Source organism: Muriicola sp. SD30 (assembly GCF_041205185.1).
GTDB lineage: Bacteria > Bacteroidota > Bacteroidia > Flavobacteriales > Flavobacteriaceae > Muriicola.
Genome location: NZ_JBGEWB010000004.1, coordinates 384,928 through 405,834, shown reverse-complemented (window position 1 = coordinate 405,834; position 20,907 = coordinate 384,928). Strand labels below are relative to the sequence as shown.

General features: G+C 41.8%; 22 protein-coding genes. 13 read left to right on the top strand and 9 right to left on the bottom strand.

Going from position 1 to position 20,907, the window contains the following annotated elements; translation table 11 throughout:
• Positions 1 to 7: 7 nt before the first annotated feature.
• Together AB8P51_RS14360 and panB are read right to left on the bottom strand one after the other, a co-directional pair.
• Entirely contained in the window at positions 8 to 709 is a 702-nt protein-coding gene (locus AB8P51_RS14360; protein ID WP_369749555.1) for an RluA family pseudouridine synthase, read from the bottom strand.
• A gap of 55 nt (positions 710 to 764) precedes the next feature.
• A complete protein-coding gene (gene panB / locus AB8P51_RS14355; RefSeq protein ID WP_369749554.1) occupies positions 765 to 1,583 on the bottom strand; it encodes a 3-methyl-2-oxobutanoate hydroxymethyltransferase in 819 nt (272 codons plus the stop codon).
• 116 nt (positions 1,584 to 1,699) lie between these two features.
• Here panB and AB8P51_RS14350 point away from each other — a divergent pair, with 116 nt between their 5' ends.
• From AB8P51_RS14350 to AB8P51_RS14340, 3 genes are all read left to right on the top strand, one after another.
• The gene (locus AB8P51_RS14350; RefSeq protein WP_369749553.1) at positions 1,700 to 2,158 is read left to right on the top strand and encodes a nuclear transport factor 2 family protein; all 459 of its coding nucleotides are present in this window, start codon (positions 1,700 to 1,702) and stop codon (positions 2,156 to 2,158) included.
• A 188-nt stretch (positions 2,159 to 2,346) separates the two neighbouring features.
• Positions 2,347 to 4,251: a molecular chaperone DnaK gene (gene dnaK / locus AB8P51_RS14345; protein WP_369749552.1), complete on the top strand. Its 1,905-nt coding sequence runs from the start codon at positions 2,347 to 2,349 to the stop codon at positions 4,249 to 4,251.
• Positions 4,252 to 4,351: 100 nt separating this feature from the next.
• Positions 4,352 to 5,302: a hypothetical protein gene (locus AB8P51_RS14340; protein ID WP_369749551.1), complete on the top strand. Its 951-nt coding sequence runs from the start codon at positions 4,352 to 4,354 to the stop codon at positions 5,300 to 5,302.
• A 12-nt stretch (positions 5,303 to 5,314) separates the two neighbouring features.
• Here AB8P51_RS14340 and AB8P51_RS14335 read toward each other — a convergent pair whose 3' ends face one another.
• The 6 genes from AB8P51_RS14335 to AB8P51_RS14310 form a co-directional block, all read right to left on the bottom strand.
• The gene (locus AB8P51_RS14335; protein ID WP_369749550.1) at positions 5,315 to 6,022 is read right to left on the bottom strand and encodes a hypothetical protein; all 708 of its coding nucleotides are present in this window, start codon (positions 6,020 to 6,022) and stop codon (positions 5,315 to 5,317) included.
• A gap of 126 nt (positions 6,023 to 6,148) precedes the next feature.
• Positions 6,149 to 6,733: a GNAT family N-acetyltransferase gene (locus AB8P51_RS14330; protein WP_369749549.1), complete on the bottom strand. Its 585-nt coding sequence runs from the start codon at positions 6,731 to 6,733 to the stop codon at positions 6,149 to 6,151.
• A complete protein-coding gene (locus AB8P51_RS14325) occupies positions 6,730 to 7,371 on the bottom strand; it encodes an alpha/beta hydrolase (protein ID WP_369749548.1) in 642 nt (213 codons plus the stop codon). The genes AB8P51_RS14330 and AB8P51_RS14325 overlap by 4 nt, the downstream gene beginning before the upstream one ends.
• Before the next feature lie 132 nt (positions 7,372 to 7,503).
• Positions 7,504 to 8,025, bottom strand: coding sequence for a hypothetical protein (locus AB8P51_RS14320; RefSeq protein ID WP_369749547.1), 522 nt, complete (start codon positions 8,023 to 8,025; stop codon positions 7,504 to 7,506).
• 140 nt (positions 8,026 to 8,165) lie between these two features.
• Positions 8,166 to 8,669, bottom strand: a complete 504-nt coding sequence (locus AB8P51_RS14315) for a hypothetical protein (protein ID WP_369749546.1) — start codon at positions 8,667 to 8,669, stop codon at positions 8,166 to 8,168.
• Between the two features lie 134 nt (positions 8,670 to 8,803).
• Positions 8,804 to 9,415 carry a Crp/Fnr family transcriptional regulator gene (locus AB8P51_RS14310; RefSeq protein ID WP_369749545.1) on the bottom strand — a complete coding sequence of 204 codons (612 nt, stop codon included), beginning with the start codon at positions 9,413 to 9,415 and terminating at the stop codon, positions 8,804 to 8,806.
• A gap of 347 nt (positions 9,416 to 9,762) precedes the next feature.
• Here AB8P51_RS14310 and AB8P51_RS14305 point away from each other — a divergent pair, with 347 nt between their 5' ends.
• The 10 genes from AB8P51_RS14305 (at position 9,763) to AB8P51_RS14260 (ending at position 20,095) form a co-directional block, all read left to right on the top strand.
• A complete protein-coding gene (locus AB8P51_RS14305; protein ID WP_369749544.1) occupies positions 9,763 to 10,185 on the top strand; it encodes a PaaI family thioesterase in 423 nt (140 codons plus the stop codon).
• Between the two features lie 16 nt (positions 10,186 to 10,201).
• On the top strand, positions 10,202 to 11,233 hold the full coding sequence (locus AB8P51_RS14300) for a chorismate-binding protein (RefSeq protein WP_369749542.1): 1,032 nt from the start codon (positions 10,202 to 10,204) through the stop codon (positions 11,231 to 11,233).
• 21 nt (positions 11,234 to 11,254) lie between these two features.
• Positions 11,255 to 13,045, top strand: coding sequence for a 2-succinyl-5-enolpyruvyl-6-hydroxy-3-cyclohexene-1-carboxylate synthase (gene menD, locus AB8P51_RS14295; protein ID WP_369749540.1), 1,791 nt, complete (start codon positions 11,255 to 11,257; stop codon positions 13,043 to 13,045).
• A 31-nt stretch (positions 13,046 to 13,076) separates the two neighbouring features.
• Positions 13,077 to 13,421 carry a DUF2853 family protein gene (locus AB8P51_RS14290; RefSeq protein WP_369749538.1) on the top strand — a complete coding sequence of 115 codons (345 nt, stop codon included), beginning with the start codon at positions 13,077 to 13,079 and terminating at the stop codon, positions 13,419 to 13,421.
• Positions 13,422 to 13,483: 62 nt separating this feature from the next.
• Positions 13,484 to 14,326, top strand: coding sequence for a S1 RNA-binding domain-containing protein (locus AB8P51_RS14285; protein ID WP_369749537.1), 843 nt, complete (start codon positions 13,484 to 13,486; stop codon positions 14,324 to 14,326).
• A gap of 133 nt (positions 14,327 to 14,459) precedes the next feature.
• Positions 14,460 to 15,059, top strand: coding sequence for an SPOR domain-containing protein (locus AB8P51_RS14280; protein ID WP_369749536.1), 600 nt, complete (start codon positions 14,460 to 14,462; stop codon positions 15,057 to 15,059).
• Between the two features lie 5 nt (positions 15,060 to 15,064).
• Positions 15,065 to 15,967, top strand: a complete 903-nt coding sequence (gene menA / locus AB8P51_RS14275) for a 1,4-dihydroxy-2-naphthoate octaprenyltransferase (protein WP_369749535.1) — start codon at positions 15,065 to 15,067, stop codon at positions 15,965 to 15,967.
• A gap of 36 nt (positions 15,968 to 16,003) precedes the next feature.
• Positions 16,004 to 16,759, top strand: a complete 756-nt coding sequence (locus tag AB8P51_RS14270) for a LytR/AlgR family response regulator transcription factor (protein ID WP_369749534.1) — start codon at positions 16,004 to 16,006, stop codon at positions 16,757 to 16,759.
• A 670-nt stretch (positions 16,760 to 17,429) separates the two neighbouring features.
• A complete protein-coding gene (locus AB8P51_RS14265) occupies positions 17,430 to 19,391 on the top strand; it encodes a sensor histidine kinase (protein ID WP_369749533.1) in 1,962 nt (653 codons plus the stop codon).
• 23 nt (positions 19,392 to 19,414) lie between these two features.
• Positions 19,415 to 20,095 (top strand): metal-dependent hydrolase, encoded by a 681-nt coding sequence (locus AB8P51_RS14260; protein WP_369749532.1) that lies wholly within the window; start codon positions 19,415 to 19,417, stop codon positions 20,093 to 20,095.
• On the opposite strand, the gene AB8P51_RS14255 is transcribed toward AB8P51_RS14260, so the two are convergent.
• A complete protein-coding gene (locus tag AB8P51_RS14255) occupies positions 20,096 to 20,893 on the bottom strand; it encodes an SDR family oxidoreductase (RefSeq protein WP_369749531.1) in 798 nt (265 codons plus the stop codon).
• Positions 20,894 to 20,907: the final 14 nt, after the last annotated feature.

The following is a 20,907-nucleotide window of genomic DNA, read 5'->3' as shown; positions in this document are numbered from 1 at the left end:
AATTCTTTTAAAGACATGCATTCCAGAGCGGGTCTGTAGGAGGTGCCGCTATCAGGCTCAACGGTTCTTTTTTTACGGGATGATTAAAACTCAGTTTTCGGGCATGAAGGTGTATGCCACCATCGGGATTGCTGCGGTCAAACCCGTACTTAAGATCTCCCTTTATCGGACAGCCAATGGCTGCAAGCTGTGCCCTAATCTGGTGGTGCCGACCGGTTTTCAGATTTATTTCAAGTAGCGTATACCTGTCTAGTTCTTTTAAGACAAGATAATCGAGTTCAGCCCTTTTACTATCCGGGATTTCAGAAGGGTAGGCATAGGATTTATTTTGTTTGTGGTTCCTCTTTAACCAGTTTACGAGAGTACCCTTCTTATTTTTTGGTTGGTTTTTAACTATCGCCCAATAGATCTTTTCGGTTTCCTTATCTGCAAAAAGCTTGTTCATTCTCGACAGGGCTTTTGAGGTCCTTGCGAAAACCACAACCCCGCTTGTAGGCCGGTCGAGCCTGTGGATCACTCCCAGGAAGACTTCTCCCGGCTTGTTGTATTTTCTTTTGATATATTCCTTTACGTGTTCACTGAGAGGACGATCTCCCGTTTTGTCTCCCTGTACAATATCTCCAACCCGTTTGTTTACGGCAATAAGGTGATTGTCCTCGTAGATGACCTGGAGGTTGGCAGCATTGGAGGTGATTTTATCTGCAGACAAATTGTATCGACTTTACGAGGTTTCTGGTAGTAAAACGCGGCTTTCGAAAGGGACTTTAATATTGCTCTTCCTCACTGGGAAAATCAAGGGTTTTAACATCTTTCACATAATTGGAAATAGCCTCGCTCATTTCATCGTAAAGATTCATATACCTTCTTAAAAACCTGGGATTAAATTCGTGTGTCATCCCCAATAGGTCATGAATGACCAGCACCTGTCCGTCTGCATGTCTCCCCCCGCCAATCCCTATTGTGGGAATGGAAATACTTTCAGATACTTTCTTGGTAAGGGCTGCCGGGATCTTTTCAAGGACAATAGCAAAACATCCCATTTTTTCGAGCAGTTTGGCATCCTCTATTAACTTGGCGGCCTCATCTTTTTCTTTAGCCCTAACGGTATAAGTGCCAAATTTATAAATCGACTGTGGTGTTAAACCGAGATGGCCCATCACGGGAATCCCTGCATTGAGGATTCGTTTCACTGATTCTTTGATTTCAATACCTCCCTCTAATTTAACTGCATGTGCCCCGCTTTCCTTCATAATTCTGATGGCCGAGCGCAGGGCCTCCTTAGGATCACTCTGATAACTTCCGAAGGGTAGGTCTACAACAACCAGAGCTCTGTGAACCGCCCTGATCACCGAGGAGGCATGGTAGATCATCTGGTCTAAAGTTATAGGTAGGGTCGTCTCGTGCCCTGCCATCACATTGCTGGCCGAATCCCCAACGAGAATGACATCTACCTTGGCAGCATCGACAATTTTGGCCATGGAATAATCATAAGCGGTAAGCATGGAAATTTTCTCCCCCTGCTTTTTCATATCCACCAGGGACTTAACAGTAACTCTTTTATACTCTTTCTTAGCGACTGACATAGTAGTTCGTTTGCGCGATAAATGTAAGGAGAAATGAGCAATTAGTAATCAGCCCGTCAATGGGTTTCCCATTATTGTGTACATTAGTTGAAAATGATCCGAAACACAGAATCTAAATGAAAGTGTATATAACTCTATTCGCCCTTTTTACGGCAACTATTGGATTGGGACAGGATAATCCCGAAAAAAATGTCGAAACAGCCATAAAAGATTTTTTTCAGGCATTTCACGATCAGGATGCCACCAAGCTAAGGGATAAGGCTTCGTCCGACATCAGAATGCAAACTATAGGGAAATCGTCTGAGGGACATGACAGTGTGGTGAATGTGCCTTATGAAAGATTTGTAAAATCAATAGTCAGTATTCCGGATTCAGTACAATTTCAAGAACGGTTGTTGTCCATTTCGGTAAGAGTAGATGGCAGCCTGGCACAGGCCTGGACACCTTATGAGTTCTGGATCAATGGCAACCTAAGCCATTGTGGTGTCAATTCCTTCCAACTGATCAAAGAACAAGGAGTATGGAAAGTACTCTACATTATCGATACCCGTAGAAAGGAAGGTTGCATCGAATAAGTATGTTGAGCCTTTTGAGGCTTAAAGATTTACTTTGGTTATAAGTCTTTAGTATCTAATTTCCCTCCCGTATTTAGTTATTATTCTTTTGAAGTAAGTGACAACCTGTCAGTTTCAAGGGGTTGGCACTATGTTTGACATTTGACATAGCAAATTGAATTGAAACTATTAATATTAAAAAAGATAAGATGAGCAAAATTATTGGGATAGATTTGGGTACAACCAACTCCTGTGTTTCCGTGATGGAGGGAAATGAGCCAGTTGTGATTCCGAATGCCGAAGGGAAGCGGACCACACCATCTGTAATTGCCTTTGTAGAAGGCGGAGAGATCAAAGTGGGTGATCCTGCCAAAAGACAGGCAGTGACAAATCCCCACAAGACCATTTACTCCATCAAGAGGTTTATGGGAAATAAATACTCCGAATCAAAAAAAGAAGCTGAAAGAGTTCCGTATAAAGTATTAAAAGGAGATAACGATACACCACGTGTGGATATCGATGGGCGTTTATACACTCCTCAGGAATTGTCTGCCATGATTCTTCAGAAAATGAAAAAGACTGCTGAGGACTATCTGGGGCAGTCGGTAAGCCGGGCGGTGATAACTGTACCTGCCTATTTTAATGATGCACAGCGACAAGCTACCAAAGAAGCAGGAGAGATCGCAGGTTTAAAGGTAGAGAGGATCATCAACGAACCTACCGCTGCTTCACTGGCCTATGGTTTAGATAAGAAACATAAAGATCAGAAAATTGTGGTATTCGACTTTGGTGGAGGAACCCACGATGTATCTATTCTCGAATTAGGGGATGGCGTTTTTGAAGTGTTATCAACTGATGGAGATACCCATTTAGGGGGTGACGATGTAGATCAGAAAGTGATCGACTGGCTGGCGGATGAGTTTAATAAAGAAGAAGGAATAGATCTGAGGAAAGACCCTATGGCCCTTCAGAGATTGAGGGAAGCTGCAGAAAAGGCAAAGATCGAATTATCAAGTTCTACTCAGACAGAAATTAACCTGCCTTACGTTACGGCTACCGCTTCAGGACCAAAACACCTGGTGCGAACGCTTGCAAGGGCAAAATTTGAGCAATTAATCGCTGATCTGGTAAAAAGGACTATCGAACCTTGTGAAACCGCATTGAAAGCTGCCGGGTTGTCAAAAAGCGATATCGATGAGATCATTCTTGTGGGTGGATCTACAAGGATTCCAGCTGTACAGGAAGCCGTAGAGAAATTCTTTGGCAAGAAACCTTCTAAAGGGGTGAATCCCGATGAGGTTGTAGCAGTAGGTGCTGCTATTCAGGGGGGAGTATTGACCGGTGATGTGAAGGATGTTCTTCTCCTCGACGTAACTCCGCTATCCCTTGGAATTGAGACCATGGGAGGGGTGATGACCAAATTAATTGAAGCTAATACCACTATTCCTACAAAGAAGTCGCAGGTATTTTCAACAGCAGCGGACAATCAGCCTTCGGTTGAGATCCATGTACTTCAGGGAGAAAGGCCCATGGCTGCAGATAACAAAACTATCGGTAGGTTCCATTTAGACGGAATTCCCCCTGCACCCAGAGGTACGCCTCAGATTGAAGTTACCTTTGATATAGATGCGAATGGTATTATCAAGGTTTCTGCCACAGATAAGGCAACGAACAAGACTCAGGATATCCGGATTGAAGCATCTTCAGGTCTTACAGAAGAGGAAATCGAAAAGATGAAATCTGAAGCTGAAGCCAATGCTGAGGCCGATAAGAAAGCGAAAGAAACAGCTGAAAAGCTGAATGAAGCGGATGCGATGATCTTCCAGACGGAAAAACAATTGGGTGAATTCGGTGATAAATTGTCTGATGACAAGAAAAAACCGATCGAAGCTGCTCTTGAGGAGCTTAAAAAAGCCTACGAAACTAAGGATGTTGCCCAGGTGACTCCTGCGCTTGAGAAGATCAATGAAGCCTGGAAAGTAGCTTCAGAAGAAATGTACAAAGCACAGGCAGCACAGGAAGGTGGACCATCAGCTGATGGTGAACCCACAGCTGCAGACAGTGCCAAAGAAGGAGATAACGTGGAAGACGTTGATTTTGAGGAAGTAAAATAGAACACTGTTCTAAGTTGATAAAAGAGGTAGTTTGCGCTACCTCTTTTTTTTCGGCATATATTTTGTTTTCATTGCGGAAAGAAGCCGTAATTTTGAATTGATGGTAAAAAACTACTTCAGGGATTATTTCTCAAGGTTCCAGCTGTTCGTGATGATCTTGGTGGTCATGTCTTTAAACGGGCAGGAACCCCGCGTATTTAACACCTCAGATTTCCAGTTATTGGGAAAGGTGAAGAGGTGTCTTGTGATTACCGATTACGGAAAAGAATCTTTTGAATTTGATCCCGAAGGGGTATTGACCAAAGTCACGACCCTGTATAGTGATACTGATTACGATGTGACTTATTACAGGTATTCCGAAGGCTTACTAAAGGAAAAACGTTTAGAAAACTACAGGGAAGACAGTCTGGACAGGCAAACCTCCCTCGCACATATTTATCGTATCGACACCTTGCTAAATAAGGTGGTTAAGGAAAGCGTCTATTCCTATCAAAGGGAATTCCTCGATCAGTTCGAGTATAAATATGATGGGGCCGGCAATCTGATGGCTATTATAAGAACCACCAATGAAGGGATTGATGACACCCAGATCAGTTATGACACCCTCAGAGGTGAAGTCACCAAAACCATTGATGTAAATGAGATAACTGAAAGATCTGTTCGTACGGGGGAAAAGAATGAAAAAGGACAATTACTTCGCATAGAACTCGAAAAAATCTATCTGAAGGGAGAGCCCTATAAAGCCACTGAATCGTTTACAGACACCCTGGGGAGAAAGATCAGGGAATTTAAATTCGACTACGATAATGGGAAGTCGAGTTTCGTTAAGACCGAGGAGATCAACTACGAATACGACGAACAGGGATTCCTTAAAGCTAAAATCCAGAAGTCAGACAAGCAGGAAAGCAGGCAGGAATTCATATATCAGTTTGATGGACAAACTCCACCAAACTGGATCAAGATGATCATCACCCCTGATAATCGATATACAACGCGCAGGATCACCTATTACGAGGAGGATTCTTCCAAATCTGCGGAAGAGGAAAATTAAAAAAGTTGTGGGTTATTCCAGTTTTTTGGAACACTCGATCATGGCAAAAAGTGCCTTGTTGTGCATGGCAACAGCCTGTGACATATAAAATGCCCTTATCGTTTCCAGACTTTCTGCCTGAAGTTCGTTTTCCGTTTTTACCTTATGTGAGATCAAAAGTTGCTTTACCTTTTCACATTGGAAGAGGTTGCCAAGTTCGCGAATCGTTCTTTCGAGTTCAGCCAGCTCGGCTTCAGCCTGCTGCTTATAATTCAATTTAACATCCCAATCGTTTGATTCTGCTGCCTCAGAAGCAGGAGCTATGATCTCCTCAGGGGAATATTCGGCAGAGGTTTCTCCAGGGGTTTCCTGATAAGTGCCCCCTACAGTGCAAATATCCAGATTGTTGAGTAGTTGTTCAGCGTTTTCAAGGGCCTTTTTAGTATAAAACCGTCCCATATCCCATTTTTCCTGGTTTAATGCAGTCTCTAAATTTTCAATCCCGTCAAGAATAGGATTAATTGCCTTTTGACAACCACAATTTTCATTTTGCGTTCTAGCCTTTTCGAAGGCAGACAAGGCCCTTTCAGCATAATATTGCTGATGTTCAAAGTTGTTGGCTCCCATCGATTTCTTAGCATGAGATAGGCTGTAACCTGCCGAAGCATAGGTATTGTTGCAATTAGCTGAACCACTGTTAAATGCAAAGAAGGTCAGCACAAAGGCGAGGATGAATTTCATAGGTAGGTTTCTGCTGTTAAAGACATAATTGGGGTACTCAGCAACTGGATTGATAGAACGCCCTGAAGGGGGCTTTATTGTCTTAGACGGGGGGTTAATCCTATCAGAGAAAAAAGGTTTTGAGGATCAAAAACCTGAGGAGCTCAACAAATCTGTTTTTGTATTTTCCCAGGCCTCTGGAAACAAGCCATAACAGCAGGTATCTCTTTTGAATCCATCGGTCAGATATACATTTTTACGCAGTATTCCTTCCAGTACAGCGCCTAGCTTTTCCACAGCCTTCCTGGAGCGGGTGTTTCTTTCATCAATCCGGAATTCGACCTTTTCAAATTGTAAAGTCTGAAAGGCATAATCGATCATTAGTTGTTTCATATGGGTGTTAAGTCCGCTCCCATGATATTCTCGCCCCAACCAGGTTGCCCCGATATGAAGGACCTTATTTTTCCATTCGATGTGCATATACCGCGTACAACCGGCAGTGGTGCCGGTATTTTTGTCGTAGACCAGGAAGGGGATGGCTAGTTTTTTATCCCTTTGGTCCAGGGCATGACCTATATAAGCCGTCAATGCAGATTCTGAGTTGATTTCTGAAGGGGAATACTTTGTGAGTCCGGGTTCCATCGCAATATGCAGTAACTGCTTACAATGGCTGGGGGATAAGGGGATGAGTTTTACCCGACTATCTTCGAGGCTGATCATTTCGAGTTTCACGGTAAACGGTTGATGATTTCTTTTTTCACTACATGCCCGCCATCGAAAATCTCAATGACGGCCTTTCCATTAAAGAGATTTTCAATTTTCTTTTTTTCTATTTCCCAACGTTCAGGGGTAATGTACTCATCTTCTCTGCCTACGATAAATTTAATTTTTGTCTCTTCTAAAAGATGGTTTATATCTTCGGTTTCCAGTTCATTTGGTATTCCCCCCGAATAGAGAATCAAATGGTCGCATTTTATCTTTCTTTTTGCAACCCATCGCATGGCAATAGATACTCCCTGGGAATACCCGAATATGACTAGCCTGACATCTTCGGGTAGCGATTCATGCTGTATCACCGAATCGATATAGGCCATGAGATTGTCAATTTCCATTTCGGTGTCCTCTTTGGTAAGCCAGCTTGCCCCTACGTGTTTGAATTGGCCATTCATATAATATTTGGAAGGTGCCTGCGGGGCAATGAGGTAGTGCTTTCCAGGATCGAGATCCTGAAAATACTTAAGGAAAAACCTGCTGAGGTACCCCATTCCATGAAATACTACCCACACATAGGTAGTTTCAGGACGAAGGTGATTTAAGGTTGCATACGTTTTACGAGAAATAAATTTGATTTCTTTCTGACTCAGATCCATATCTAAAATTACAAAAACTACACTTCCTTCAGCTTATATTTTATTTCATATTAGGTAATAAAAAAGCGCAGGATTCACATCTTACGCTTTTTAACTGCTAACAGTTCATCACCTCACTGTGTGGATTGACTTTTAATTCTGTGCCAACTGATACACTTCATTGACATCTAGTTTTAGATTTCTCTTAAGCCCGTCTTTAACTAACTGTACCTTAGCCACTTTCGAAACATCTTTGTCGTCATAATACGAGACTATGTAAATATCTTTATGGATTTTCCATCCCGGATGACTTTTGTAGATATGCTCCCTCACCGCAACGGGCAATGTGATATCCTTGAAGCGTTCATATGATTGCAGAATTTTGCCTTCCGAATCATATGTGGCGATAATTGAGCCGTTGTTTTGCTCAAAAAATACTTCGTAAGCTTCAAATTGACCGTTGTAAATATCCAATTCTGTTATATCGAATCGGGCCGCTTTTCGTTCCAGATTCTGAACTGATGGTGGCATATTTGCATCCACTACAGTGTTTTCATATTCCAGGTTTAACGGACTAACCGTTACCCCTTTCAATTCAATGGCTTCTTTTTCTTCCTGAGCGAAGCCTATACTAACAATGCTCAATAACATTAAACTTAAAACTGTTTTTTTCATGATGAATGATTTTAAATGATTATTATTTGACAGTGAAGTCAATCAACGGAGATTGACATGATGATGTAAATTAATCCATGAACTTATGCTGATGTGCTGCATGGTGGGAGTAAAAAGTTTCTGATTGTATTCTCTTTACCCTAGATCTCGATTCTCAGGTTTTTCCGCTGCCCGTCCTTTCTGAGTTGTATTTTGCATACCTTTTTCACCTCTTTATTGCCATAGTAGGAGACCATATAAAGATCTGAATGAATGGTCCACCCCGGATTTTCTGAATGAATCCTGTTTCTGATGAATTCAGGCAGGGTTATGTCTTTAAATCGTTCAGAAGTTTGTATGATCTTTCCGTGTTGATCATAAGTGGCAATGATGGTACCGTTGTTTTGTGAGAAGATGACCTCGTAGGCTTCAAAATTGCCATCATAAACAGGGTTTTCTAAAATATTATACCTGGCAGCTTTATTCTCGAGTTTGGTGACAGCTTCAGGCATTCTTTCGTCAACTACGGAATTGACATATGAAATATTTAAAGGTCTTACCGTGATTAATTTTAGATCTACTGTACTTGGAGCTCTATACAGTTCCTGGGAAAATGCGTTGCAGCACAAAAATGCAGCAACAATGCTGATACATAGTGTTTTCATGGTGGATTAGTTTTTTGATTGACATGATGATGAATATTATAACCTTTGATTAGTGTTAAGGTACTAAGCGTTTGCCCTAGCCGGGTGTGCCCTAGGTAACACTTTAAGACTATTTTAGGAAAAGGGGTGTGAAATTAGACGCGACTGTGATCAAATTCCCGTTTAAGGGCATCGATTGAAGTAATCCTCATATATTTTCTTTTCACCTCCAGTATGCCCTGATCTTTAAAAAAATTGATGTGCCTGTTTACCACGGATCTCGTAGTGCCTATTAATGCACCGATTTCATCGTGAGAAAGATCGTTGATGTGCTGGATGACCCCTGTATTTTTATCCATATTCTGATACAGCAATTTTGCCAGCCTGGTAGGGATGTCCTCCATTACAATATTGGTGACCGAATTTTCCAGCGTCTGGATTTTCAGGGCCATATATTTCATCAGGGATAAACTGAAATCGTGATTCTTCTTCAACCAGTTTTTCATCTCCGGAAGCGGAACATATAATAATTCGGTTCTCTCCAGGGTCTCGTAATAGACTTTTCGTTTTAAACCTCCGAAAAGGGACATCACACTAAAAACATCCTGAGGGACTAAAAGGGTAAGAGTGAGTTGTCGATCATTCTTTGTGTCGTAGACATAGACCTTTAGTTTTCCGGTAATAACAAAAAAGAAATGATGAGAAGTGTCGCTGGTGTCGATAACGCAGGTTCTGTTTGTACAAACCCGACTTTTAGTTAAATGCAAAAGTTCATTAATTGAATCAGCGGATACACCTTTAAATAAAGGGTTATTCAAGAAAGTTTCAAAATAATACCTGTACCGTTCTAATTCAACATTCACAATAATTTCATTGTGATTACCATCGAATATGAATTAATCTTTGTAGGCTATGTTCAGCTATTGAATCAACGGCTTGCCAATCCAATAACGGAGGTGCACATTATTCGGATAATCAGTTAGGTAATTGCTTAAAAGACGACAAAAAAGTAATTATGTTACACCAATTGGAAGTAAATCTTCATGAAGCTTGTAAGAATTATTATCAGTAGACCGATTGATCTAAATATGCTTAATTTTAGCAAAAATTTGAAATGAGCGATCATAAAGCAAAAATCCTGCAGGTCTGTAATGATATCAGGAAAAACACCCTGATGGAAACCCTGGAGATTGAATACATTGATGTGGGGGAAAATTTTCTTATTGCCCGAATGCCGGTTAGTCCTAAGGTTCACCAGCCTGATGGAGTACTTCACGGAGGAGCCACGGTTGCTTTAGCAGAAAGCGTTGGTTCTGCGGCCTCTTACGTTTTCCTGGATGGACAGTCCTTTTATGTGAGGGGGATAGAGATTGCAGCCAACCACGTTCGCAGTATTAAAGAAGGTTGGGTCTACGCCAAGGCGAGTATTATCCATAAAGGCCGAACTACCCAACTGTGGGAGATCAGAGTGACTGATGAAGAGGATCGTTTAATTTCCCAATGTAAACTCACTACCATTGCCCTCCCGAGAAAATAAGTCACATAAAGAGTTGATGTCTGAAGTAAAAGCTCACCATCAAAGTAGCTTGCCCTTTGTTATTTTTAAATACCCCCACAAAAAGGAGCTTAAAGCAATCTTGCAATCGGATACCGAACTCAATTACACCGCTGATTTTAATCATTCGGGGTTTGTTTTTAGTCCTTTTGATGATACACAGGAAACTATACTCACGCGACCTGATAAGACCATCACGGCTAAACTCGACACAGGGATTTTTCTAAATGATAATAGTACTACGGACTACCCCCTGGATGATACGGAAGCAGTTCGATATAAAAAAATGGTAACCGAAGCCGTAAAAGCAATTCAGAATAAGAACCTGAACAAGGTGGTGCTCTCAAGGTCCATGGAGGTAGCCACAGAGAAATCGGCTATTGATATTTTTAATGAATTGATACTTGAATATCCCTCTGCCTTCTGCTATTGCTGGTACCACCCCCGGGTTGGATGCTGGATGGGCGCAACACCGGAAATTTTACTTGAAGTAGAGGGGAATCGGTTTACTACCGTGGCCCTTGCAGGTACTATTGAGAAATCGGGCGACAAAAAACCCAACTGGACAGAAAAGGAAAAGGCGGAACAGCAACTGGTAACCGGATACATTGAAGAAGCAATGGCAGGTTTGGGGATTGAAGTAAAGAGTTCAGAAGTACAGACCACAGATGCCGGTACGCTATGGCATTTAAAAACGACAATTACAGGGGTGGTAAAAGTTAACCAAACCGCAAAGATGATACGAACCCTTCACCCGACACCAGCGGTTTGTGGTATCCCATTAAAGAAAGCCAGGTCATATATTAGAAAACATGAAACTTATCAGCGCAAGTTTTATACGGGTTATCTGGGTGAAATAGAAGTGGGACCTCAACAGGCCACCAGATTGTTTGTCAACCTGAGGTGTATGGAATTACGGGAAGGCAAAGCCATTATCTATGTGGGAGGTGGGATCACTCAGGATTCGGATCCAGAAAAGGAATGGCAGGAAACGGTCGCAAAAAGCAGGACCATACTGAAGGTACTGTAGAATTATAAAATATCATTGGGAATGCTTCCGATAGGATTGTATTTTTGCAAGCCTATGCGACATCCGAGTATCCCATCTGCTCAACTTCTGGTTCAATATTGTAAGGCCATGGATATTTCTCAGATTGTGATCTCTCCGGGCTCCAGAAATGCACCCCTGATCATTGGCTTTACCGAGGATTCTTTTTTTGATTGTTACAGCATTGTCGATGAACGGGCTGCTGCTTTTTTTGCTATAGGGATCAGTCAGCAATTGAAAAGGCCTGTTGTAGTACTCTGCACCTCAGGAAGTGCATTACTCAATTACTATCCTGCAGTGGCGGAAGCCTTTTACAGTGATCATCCATTACTGGTGATCTCTGCAGACCGACCACCTTATAAAATCGATATAGGCGATGGACAGACCATTAGACAGGACCATGTTTTTGACAGGCATATAGGCTACAGTGCAAATTTAAAACTCGACGTGAGTCATGCCACTGATACTATTTCTCATTTTGATCCGAAAATGCTCGGTGAAGGGCGTTCAGTGGAAAGCCTGCAGAAAGAGATTTGGGAATACAACAGCGATGAAATTCGCAAGGCGATGGATTTTCTGTTTAAAAGTTCGCTCCCCGTTCATATAAATGTACCGTTTGAAGAACCTTTGTATGAGACAACATCCTCTCCTTACTTGCCTTTGAATCTGGATCCGGCACCAGAGAGGTCGATTCCAGAAACAGAAGATCTTTCTGATTTTCAAAGTCGGTGGAACAAAGCTTCCCGGAAAATGATTTTAGTTGGGGTGATGTCTCCCGGGGAAATCGAGTCGGAATGGCTCAATACACTCGCAGACGATCCCTCTGTTCTGATTTTTACCGAAACAACTTCCAATCTTCATCACCCAAATATTATTCCCAGTATCGACAGTATTGTCGCGCCGATTGAAAAAGCAGAAGACCGGGATAAAAAATTCAGGGAATTACAACCCGATATACTTCTTACTTTCGGGGGATTGGTGGTATCCAAAAAAATTAAGGCCTTCCTGAGGGATTACAAGCCAGACGAACACTGGCATGTCAATGAAAACAAGGCTTTTGACACTTACTATGCCTTAAATCATCACTTTAAAGTATCCGCAAATGACTTCCTGTCACGATTTATTCCCGGGATTAATAAGACCCAAAGTGACTACCAGTCGAAATGGCTGACTGTTCGGGATCATTACAAAGCAAAGAGAACTGAATACCTCAGGGAGATTCCCTTTTCGGATATGTGGGCATTTGAAAAGATCATCCAAAGTCTGCCCAAGGGTCTGATGGTGCAGCTGGCCAACAGCTCAACAGTGCGTTATGCCCAGCTTTTTGATATGGGCGAAGGTCAGTCGGTTTACTGTAATCGGGGTACTAGTGGAATTGACGGAAGCACTTCCACCGCTGTGGGAGCAGCTCTTCATAACGAAGGTCCTACTGTACTTATTACGGGGGATCTCAGTTTTTTCTATGACAGCAATGGGCTGTGGAACACCTATATACCTCCCGATTTCAGAATTATCCTTATCAATAATGGGGGAGGGGGTATCTTCAGGATTTTACCGGGAAAGGAAGACACTGAGAATTTCAAGACCTTTTTTGAGACCACCCATGAATTGAAGGCAGCACCTCTTTGTGAGTTGTTCCACTTCGAATTTCTTGAGGCAGAGGACAAGAGTGGCTTACAGGAGGCGTTGAAGGATTTCTACACCCTCTCAGACAGACCGAAACTGCTGGAGGTAAGAACACCCGCTAATCTCAACGATCGGATTTTGCTCGAGTATTTCGATTTTATATCTTAACAGCCTTCAGGACTACAGATAAAAAAAATATATGGCTAACCAAAGGGAAGAATTGATAGAGAAATACGCGGATACGCTAAGGACGAAGTTTAATCATCAGCCGGATATGGCCCTGCTCAGGCAGGTAACCATAGGCTTGGGGCCATCTATTTACAAACGGGATGCAGCCAATGTGTCTGGTTCAGATGAAAAAGAACTGGCCAGGGTTAAACATAATTTCTTAATAAGGAAATTAGGTCTGGAAGACAACGAGGCCCTGGACAGAGCCATAGCAGAGGTAATTGAAGAATACGGCGTTTCGGAGCGTACCAAATACCGCGCTGTAGTCTATTACCTGCTTACAACAAAGTTCGGAAAGGAAAACGTCTACGACTAAAGGCCTCTACCGGAGTACGAAGGCAGTGAAAAAGGGAAAATCAGGCAGTAAATAAAGGAATTATGATAGAATTGGGCAATTACAATGAATTAACCATCCTGAGAAGTACCAGTGTCGGACTCTTTCTGGGAGATGATGATGTGGATGACCTGCTATTACCAGCGAAATATGAACCTGAGGATTTTGAGATCGGGGATAAGATCGAAGTGTTCTGTTATTTAGACCATGAAGAACGACCTATAGCCACCACCCTCAAACCTTTTATTAAAAGAAATAGTTTTGCTTACCTCCGGGTGGCAGAAGTAAATGAGATAGGCGCTTTTATGGACTGGGGCCTTGAAAAGCATTTGCTGGTTCCGTATCGGGAACAAAGAAATAAGATGGTTGCCGGGACCTGGGAAGTGGTTTATTGTTATCTGGATGAAAAATCCTTTCGTTTGGTAGCCTCGAGCAGACTTTCAAAATTCCTGAACAATGAATCGGTCGACTTCAGAGTAAATGAAGAAGTGTCCTTGCTTGTTTACCGCCGGTCTGAATTAGGGTGGGACGTTGTTGTTAACAACCTGCACAGGGGACTCATTTTCCACAGCGATGTATTTCAAAAGATTCAGGTTGGCGATGCCCTGCAAGGTTTTGTAAAACAGATACGCCCCGATAAAAAACTCGACATCGTTTTAAAGCCGATAGGGCTAAAAGCATTAGAACCGGCAGCCGATCAAATCTTCCAGGCATTACAGGAGCAGGGAGGATTTCTAAAACTAAACGATTCTTCCAGTCCGGAAGAAATCAGGTCTTTGCTGTCGATGAGTAAAAAAACATTTAAAAAAGCCGTTGGAACCTTATACAAGGACAAAAAAATCACCCTGGAAGACGACGGTATACATTTGGTGGTGAAAACGTCCTAAGGAATTATATTGAATCCTTCCTGTGATTCACTTCAGAACCATTACATTCAATTCTCTAAATAATGCCCATTATTTTTTTGATTCTGAGCTTTTTGGTTATATTTAAGCCCCACTTTTTAAAACCTAAGTACATATGCCATTTATAGAGGAAAGCGACCTGCTTGAACTGCACAAAGATATCGACAAAGCTCAGATCATTAATGAGCGACTTTTAGATCAGATCAAATTCAAGAATAAGGAGTTGAAGCGCAGTAAGATACAGCGGAATATCTTTGCCGGTGTAACCGTATTATTCCTGATCGCTTCCCTGGCTATTACTTCTTTTACGGCAGGTTTGAGTACCTCGAGTTCCAAAGTGGCAGAAACTAGCTTTTCCGTTCCGCTAGACAGCCTTGACAGTTTTAAGGCCAGGATTGATAATCTCAGAAGGGAAAATGAAGAATTAAGTCTGGTAAAAGAATTCTACCTGGCTAAGAATTTCCTTGAAAAGGAGACCATCTATTCAGTACAGATAAAATCCTTTGTCGACAATAACCTTACATTATCTTCAAAATCTCTGAACAATACTTTGTTTGTAAAAACCAACCCTTTTTACTCCTATTCCCTGGGTAATTTTGAGACTCTTGACGAAGCTCAGAAATTCAGGAAGCAATTGGTTAACCTGGGCTTTGAAGATGCTTTTGTCGCTTCGTATAAAGAAGGTAAGCGACTTAAGATAGAACCTGCCAATTAAAGTATTTGAAAGCGAAAGCCTGGTTAAGTGCGGTTCGGCTGAGGACGCTGCCCTTATCAGTGTCCGGTATTCTTGTTGGATCCGGAATGGCTTCTATCTATGGTCAGTTAGACAATTATATTTTTATTCTGGCGCTTCTCTCCACCCTGGGACTACAGATTCTCTCCAATCTGGCAAATGACTATGGCGATGGGATTAAAGGCACAGACAATGATGAACGCATCGGACCAAAACGGGCCATGCAGAGTGGCTCATTATCAGCTGCAGAACTCAAAACAGGAATCCTTATTTCTGTAATCATCACCTTAATATTTATCGGTATGCTTCTTTATGTGGCCTTTAAAGGCTATCCGGAATATTTCCTCTTGTTTTCGGTACTTGCGGCCCTGGCCGTATGGGCTGCTATACGCTATACCGTTGGTGACTCAGCATACGGATACAAGGGCCTTGGGGATCTCTTTGTATTTTGTTTTTTTGGATTACTGAGTGTGCTCGGGTCACTGTTTTTGTTTACCAAAGAATTAGGATGGGTAGATCTACTGCCTGCCATTGCAATAGGAACATTGAGTACAGCTGTTCTCAATTTAAATAATTTAAGAGATTATTCCTCCGATTCCCGAGTTGGAAAAAACACACTGGTAGTAAAACTGGGCGTTAGCAGGGCCAAGCTATACCACTTCTTCTTATTAATAATTTCTCTGCTGTGTATGTTATTGTATCTGCGTGCCGCAGAAGCAGCGGCCTACCAGTATTTTTGTCTGATCGTATTCATACCCCTGGGCCTTCATGCCGTGAAAGTGAAGAGGATCAACTCAGCTGCAGATTTCGATCCTGAACTGAAGAAAGTAGCGTTAAGTACCTTTTTCATGGCCTTGATGTTTTATCTTGGGTTTAATATTTTTTTGTAAATTTGAATACCATAACCTTCATAAACCCCATACATTTTGGAACAACCGATAAAGATCCTTATTGTAGAAGATAATGTGATCATTGCAGACGATATGCAGTCGATGCTGGAAGAAATAGGCTACGAAATCGTCGATAACGTAATTGTTTATGAACAGGCTGAAGAGGTCCTGAAAAACAATCATGTAGACCTGGTACTTATCGATATCATCCTCGCTTCCGATAAGACAGGTATCGATCTTGGAAAACACATCCGTGAAAAATACAACATCCCCTTCATTTTTGTGACCTCCAATTCTGACAGGGCTACTGTTGAAAATGCAAAAACCGTTAAACCAAACGGCTACCTTGTGAAGCCTTTTGAGCAACAAGACCTGTATACTTCCATTGAAATTGCACTGTCTAATTTTGACTATTCAGAGAAATCTAAAGGAGATTCTCCAACCCAGGATACCAGTGAAAAAATAGTTTCCAATTCTGTCCTGAAAGATTCCATCTTCGTTAAAAAGCAACACCTGTATTATCGAATCCAGTTTGAAGATATTCGTTTTATCAAGGCTGACAATGTCTACCTCGAAGTGAATACGGTAGATAAAAAGTTTTTGGTAAGGTCACCTCTTAAGGACTATCTTGAGAAATTACCCAAAAACAAGTTTTACAGAGCCCACAAATCCTATATCGTAAATGTCGATCATATCGATGCCATCAATTCAAAAGACATCATGATCAACAATACCTTGATACCCATATCAAAGGATTTTAAGGAATTCATTATTTCCGCCATGAATTCCTAGGCAGTATTCTCCTGTTATAGTTCCCATATTACTGGGTTTTAGGTGAATTTGAGTATTCACCACAACTTTCCGTGTTTTGACAACATTACTTTTTATTATCGCTGGAGAGAGGATATCTTAGTTTTCGAATTAGATATTAACTTTTTTCATTTTCATATAGTGTTCTCGTTAAAAAGGGTTGTGCCATTTATGGCCGGCCCTTTTTTTATTTTACAAGCGTGTGTATTATGCGCGTAATTGAAAAAGTAAAACATGGCAGAATCAGAAGTTAACATACAAAAATCTCCATTTCACAACATATTTAGGAAGGTTCACAACAATTCGTGAAATTTCGGGAAGTATCAGCCTATTTTTAAAGTGTTCTCTGAACATCCCAAATCTTACCTTTTTTTTTACTCAAATTATACCAGGGCTATGCAAATATGTGTGGTCTTTTTATATCAAAGATATTTGAGTGCCAAAGTGAACTCTTCCATCTGAATTTCTATAAGGATTACAAGGATAAAAATTGCACAGTTTTATCAGGAAGGAGAAATAACAACACAAAGGCCTTGGTTTACAACAAAAATTAATCCTGCCCGTTTAATTATGGTAAGTTTGAGGGTCGAAATTCAAGAGGTGATACCTCAGGCATTTATTAACAAAATCACTTCAATGCACTAAGCGTGTTATGGCAAAAAAGCTTGGCATCATTTTATCTTTTTACTTCGCTATTGCGTCTTTTTCCGGTTTTTCCCAGGACTTAGACCCATTAGAGAATGATGCATTGCTCAAATTTCAAAATGCGGAGTCTGTTTCCGATCGCTTCAGCTATTTCTTTGATACCGTAAACAGGTATAGCACCCACTCGGCCTATGACTGGCTCGACGCAGTAGAACGCTATATTAAAAACGCGGAAACCGGAGGTGATTCTCTTGCTATAAAAAAATATAAACTCATACAATCCCAGATCTATTTTGATATAGGGGACTACGACAGAAGTGTCTCTGTAGCAACCAGGATCTACAGCGAAAAACACAAATTAGACCAGCCTACCAAAGAGTTATTGCTCAACCTTTTAGATGCCAACTACTCCCGCCTGGAACTATATGACAAGCAGGTGGAAATCAGAAAGCAAAAACGGGAATTGGGTTTAAAGAACAATATTTCATTCTACGATATATACTCCAATCTGGGTCTTCACAGACAGGCCATGAAAGATTATATCATGGAAAACAAGAATACGATTGAGGAGAACGATTATTACGGCCTGGCGAATTATCATAACTCAATTGGGAATTTCCTGCTGCTTGATAAAACAACTTCCACTGCGCTTACCAACTTCTCCAAAGCAAAAGGATATATCGAAGTGTATCTCAATGACATGAGTTCTGTAAAGACCGAGAGCGAGATTATCAATGGAAATCTGCTAAAAGGTATTATCGACGGGAACATTGGAAAATGTTATGTGCAGATGGGGCAATTTGATAAAGCTATCCCTTATCTGGAAACCAGTATATCCACTATTGAAGAGAATAATATAGGACGTACATCATCAGAAGTGAATGAAAATGTACTTGCCCTCGCAGAATGCCACCTGAGAATGGATCGGTTGAAAATCGCTAAGGATTATCTTGACATTGACCTGGAATTAACAAAATCTAGCCAGATCATTAAGAAAAATCGCTTATTTGCTGCTTACTATGACCGCATTGGTGATTTTGAAAATCAGGCCTTGTATCTGAAGAAAAATGTACGGATCAGGGATTCCCTCGAAGTAAATGAATCGTCTATCAAGAGACAACAGATCGCTGCCATTATCGCAGAGGAAAACCTTGAAGACTCCAGAAGGATGATCAACCTCCAGAAGCTCGAAATGGAGCAGACAAGAAGCGATATGGCCGCAATGGACGAAAGGACCAACCTGGTCTTTATCTCCCTTATTTTTACGCTACTGGGTTTTGCCGGACTGGTATTTGCCTACCTGAAGAGTATTAAGAACCAACGCCTTATAGCCGAGCAAAAGCACATCATAGAGAATGCACTTGTTGAAAAAGATTCCCTGTTGAAAGAAATCCACCACAGGGTAAAAAATAACCTGCAGATGGTTTCCTCCCTCCTGAGCCTTCAGACAAAAAATACCCGTAGCAAGGCTGCCATTGAGGCCCTTGAAGAAGGGAAGAGTAGGGTGAAGGCCATGGCGCTTATACATCAAAAACTCTATCAGAACGACGATCTGTCGGTGATTGAAATGCAAGGCTATATCGAAAGCCTGGTAAACAGTGTACAATCGGTTTTTAAAAAGGGCGGACACAACATCAATATTACAATAGATGCCGAGGGTGTTGAACTCGACATTGACAGAGCAATCCCATTTGGTCTGATCCTGAACGAATTGGTTTCAAACTCATTTAAATATGCCTTTCCTGAAGATAAAAACAACGGGAAGATTTACATCCATTTACGTAAAAACGGGGAGCAGGGCTTTTTTGAATATACTGATAACGGTATTGGCCTTCCCGATGATACTGACGAGCGTACCAATTCCTCCATGGGGATACGCCTCATGAACCGCCTCGTGAATCAGTTGCAGTCTACATTAAACATTGATAAAACTACAGAAGGAGTTCGATTTTGGTTCAATTTTAAATAAATTAGAGTCAAAATTTGATCTTTATGGAAATTACCTTCCTGGGACATGCCTCCCTTTTATTGAAACTTGACAAGCATACTCTTTTAGTCGACCCTTTTATCAGCGGGAATCCCATGGTAAAAGATGCTGTTAATTTAAAAGACCTTAAACCCGATTTTATACTCTTAACGCATGCCCATCAGGACCATGTGCTCGACGTGGAGGAAATTACAAGTGGCACCAATTGCAAGATCATCAGCAATTATGAAATTGCCATGTACTTCCAGAAGAAAGGATTTGAGGTACACCCAATGAACCACGGAGGCAGTTGGTCATTTCCTTTTGGAAAGCTGAAATATGTCCGGGCAGTACATACCTCTTCCTTCGCAGACGGTACCTATGGCGGGCAACCCGGGGGTTTTGTTTTAAGTGCTGCAGGTAAGAACATTTATATCGCCGGTGATACAGCACTGACAATGGACATGAAACTCATCCCGAAACAGTTTACACTAGACCTCGCCATCCTGCCCGTTGGCGACAACTTCACCATGGGGATCGACGATGCCGTGGTGGCATCAGATTTTGTCGAATGTGACAATGTCATGGGCTATCACTACGACACTTTTGGCTACATTGAAATCGATCATAAGCTGGCCAAGGAGACCTTTAAAAAGGCAGGGAAGGAATTGCATCTGCTCGGTATTGGGGAATCGCTCAGCATTTGATCATACTACTTCACTTCGCAATACAACTTTATGCAGAACCGAAGGGAGGAAACGTTTTAAATATATCCCAACTACCTCTTTTCCACCAATATACACTTCGTATTTGCCTTTTGCCACGGCATGGATCATTTTTTTAGCGAATACCTCGGCAGGCATCCCTTTTGAGGTCGCATGATCATTGACACCCTGCGGATTACCTTTAGCGGTTAGTGCATTATAAGCGATCTTAGTCCGAACAAATCCCGGGCAAACTAAGGTAACCTCAATTCTGTCCTTTTCGTGTTCCATCCTCAGGACATCAAAAAAACCATGCAGGGCGTGCTTGGCTCCGCAGTATCCAGAGCGCATTGGCGAACCAAAACGGCCCATTAAACTGGTAACTGTCACAAAATGACCTTTCTTACGGGAGATAAAATGTGGTAATAGCGCCATGGTAAGGGCAAGGGTGCCCAGATAGTTGACCTCCATGAGCTTTTTGTAAACCTCAAACTCAGTATCGGCGATCAGAGATCGCTGGCTGATCCCGGCATTGTTGATCAGGATATCGATATCACCTGTAAACTCCAGAGCTTTAGAGACCTTCTCTTGCATCTGGTCCGTCTCTTTTAGGTCCAGGGGAAGCAGGAATACGTTGGTCGGATCGGCACACTGATTCCTGACCCTGAACAGGTTTTTTTCATTCCGGGCCGAGAGCAGAAGCGTATTCCCCATTTCACTTAAGGCGTATGCAAGTGACTCTCCGATACCCGAGGAGGCACCAGTGATCCATATGACCTTGTTGGATATACTTTTCATCATCTGTTTTAAGAGTC

Excerpts from the sequence above, each read along its gene's own strand:
- panB (WP_369749554.1), bottom strand. The coding sequence starts at position 1,583 with ATGTCAGTCGCTAAGAAAGAGTATAAAAGAGTTACTGTTAAGTCCCTG.
- AB8P51_RS14350 (WP_369749553.1), top strand. The coding sequence starts at position 1,700 with ATGAAAGTGTATATAACTCTATTCGCCCTTTTTACGGCAACTATTGGA.
- dnaK (WP_369749552.1), top strand. The coding sequence starts at position 2,347 with ATGAGCAAAATTATTGGGATAGATTTGGGTACAACCAACTCCTGTGTT.
- AB8P51_RS14340 (WP_369749551.1), top strand. The coding sequence starts at position 4,352 with ATGGTAAAAAACTACTTCAGGGATTATTTCTCAAGGTTCCAGCTGTTC.
- AB8P51_RS14335 (WP_369749550.1), bottom strand. The coding sequence starts at position 6,022 with ATGAAATTCATCCTCGCCTTTGTGCTGACCTTCTTTGCATTTAACAGT.
- AB8P51_RS14325 (WP_369749548.1), bottom strand. The coding sequence starts at position 7,371 with ATGGATCTGAGTCAGAAAGAAATCAAATTTATTTCTCGTAAAACGTAT.
- AB8P51_RS14320 (WP_369749547.1), bottom strand. The coding sequence starts at position 8,025 with ATGAAAAAAACAGTTTTAAGTTTAATGTTATTGAGCATTGTTAGTATA.
- AB8P51_RS14315 (WP_369749546.1), bottom strand. The coding sequence starts at position 8,669 with ATGAAAACACTATGTATCAGCATTGTTGCTGCATTTTTGTGCTGCAAC.
- AB8P51_RS14305 (WP_369749544.1), top strand. The coding sequence starts at position 9,763 with ATGAGCGATCATAAAGCAAAAATCCTGCAGGTCTGTAATGATATCAGG.
- AB8P51_RS14300 (WP_369749542.1), top strand. The coding sequence starts at position 10,202 with ATGTCTGAAGTAAAAGCTCACCATCAAAGTAGCTTGCCCTTTGTTATT.
- menD (WP_369749540.1), top strand. The coding sequence starts at position 11,255 with ATGCTTCCGATAGGATTGTATTTTTGCAAGCCTATGCGACATCCGAGT.
- AB8P51_RS14290 (WP_369749538.1), top strand. The coding sequence starts at position 13,077 with ATGGCTAACCAAAGGGAAGAATTGATAGAGAAATACGCGGATACGCTA.
- AB8P51_RS14285 (WP_369749537.1), top strand. The coding sequence starts at position 13,484 with ATGATAGAATTGGGCAATTACAATGAATTAACCATCCTGAGAAGTACC.
- AB8P51_RS14280 (WP_369749536.1), top strand. The coding sequence starts at position 14,460 with ATGCCATTTATAGAGGAAAGCGACCTGCTTGAACTGCACAAAGATATC.
- AB8P51_RS14265 (WP_369749533.1), top strand. The coding sequence starts at position 17,430 with ATGGCAAAAAAGCTTGGCATCATTTTATCTTTTTACTTCGCTATTGCG.
- AB8P51_RS14260 (WP_369749532.1), top strand. The coding sequence starts at position 19,415 with ATGGAAATTACCTTCCTGGGACATGCCTCCCTTTTATTGAAACTTGAC.
- AB8P51_RS14255 (WP_369749531.1), bottom strand. The coding sequence starts at position 20,893 with ATGATGAAAAGTATATCCAACAAGGTCATATGGATCACTGGTGCCTCC.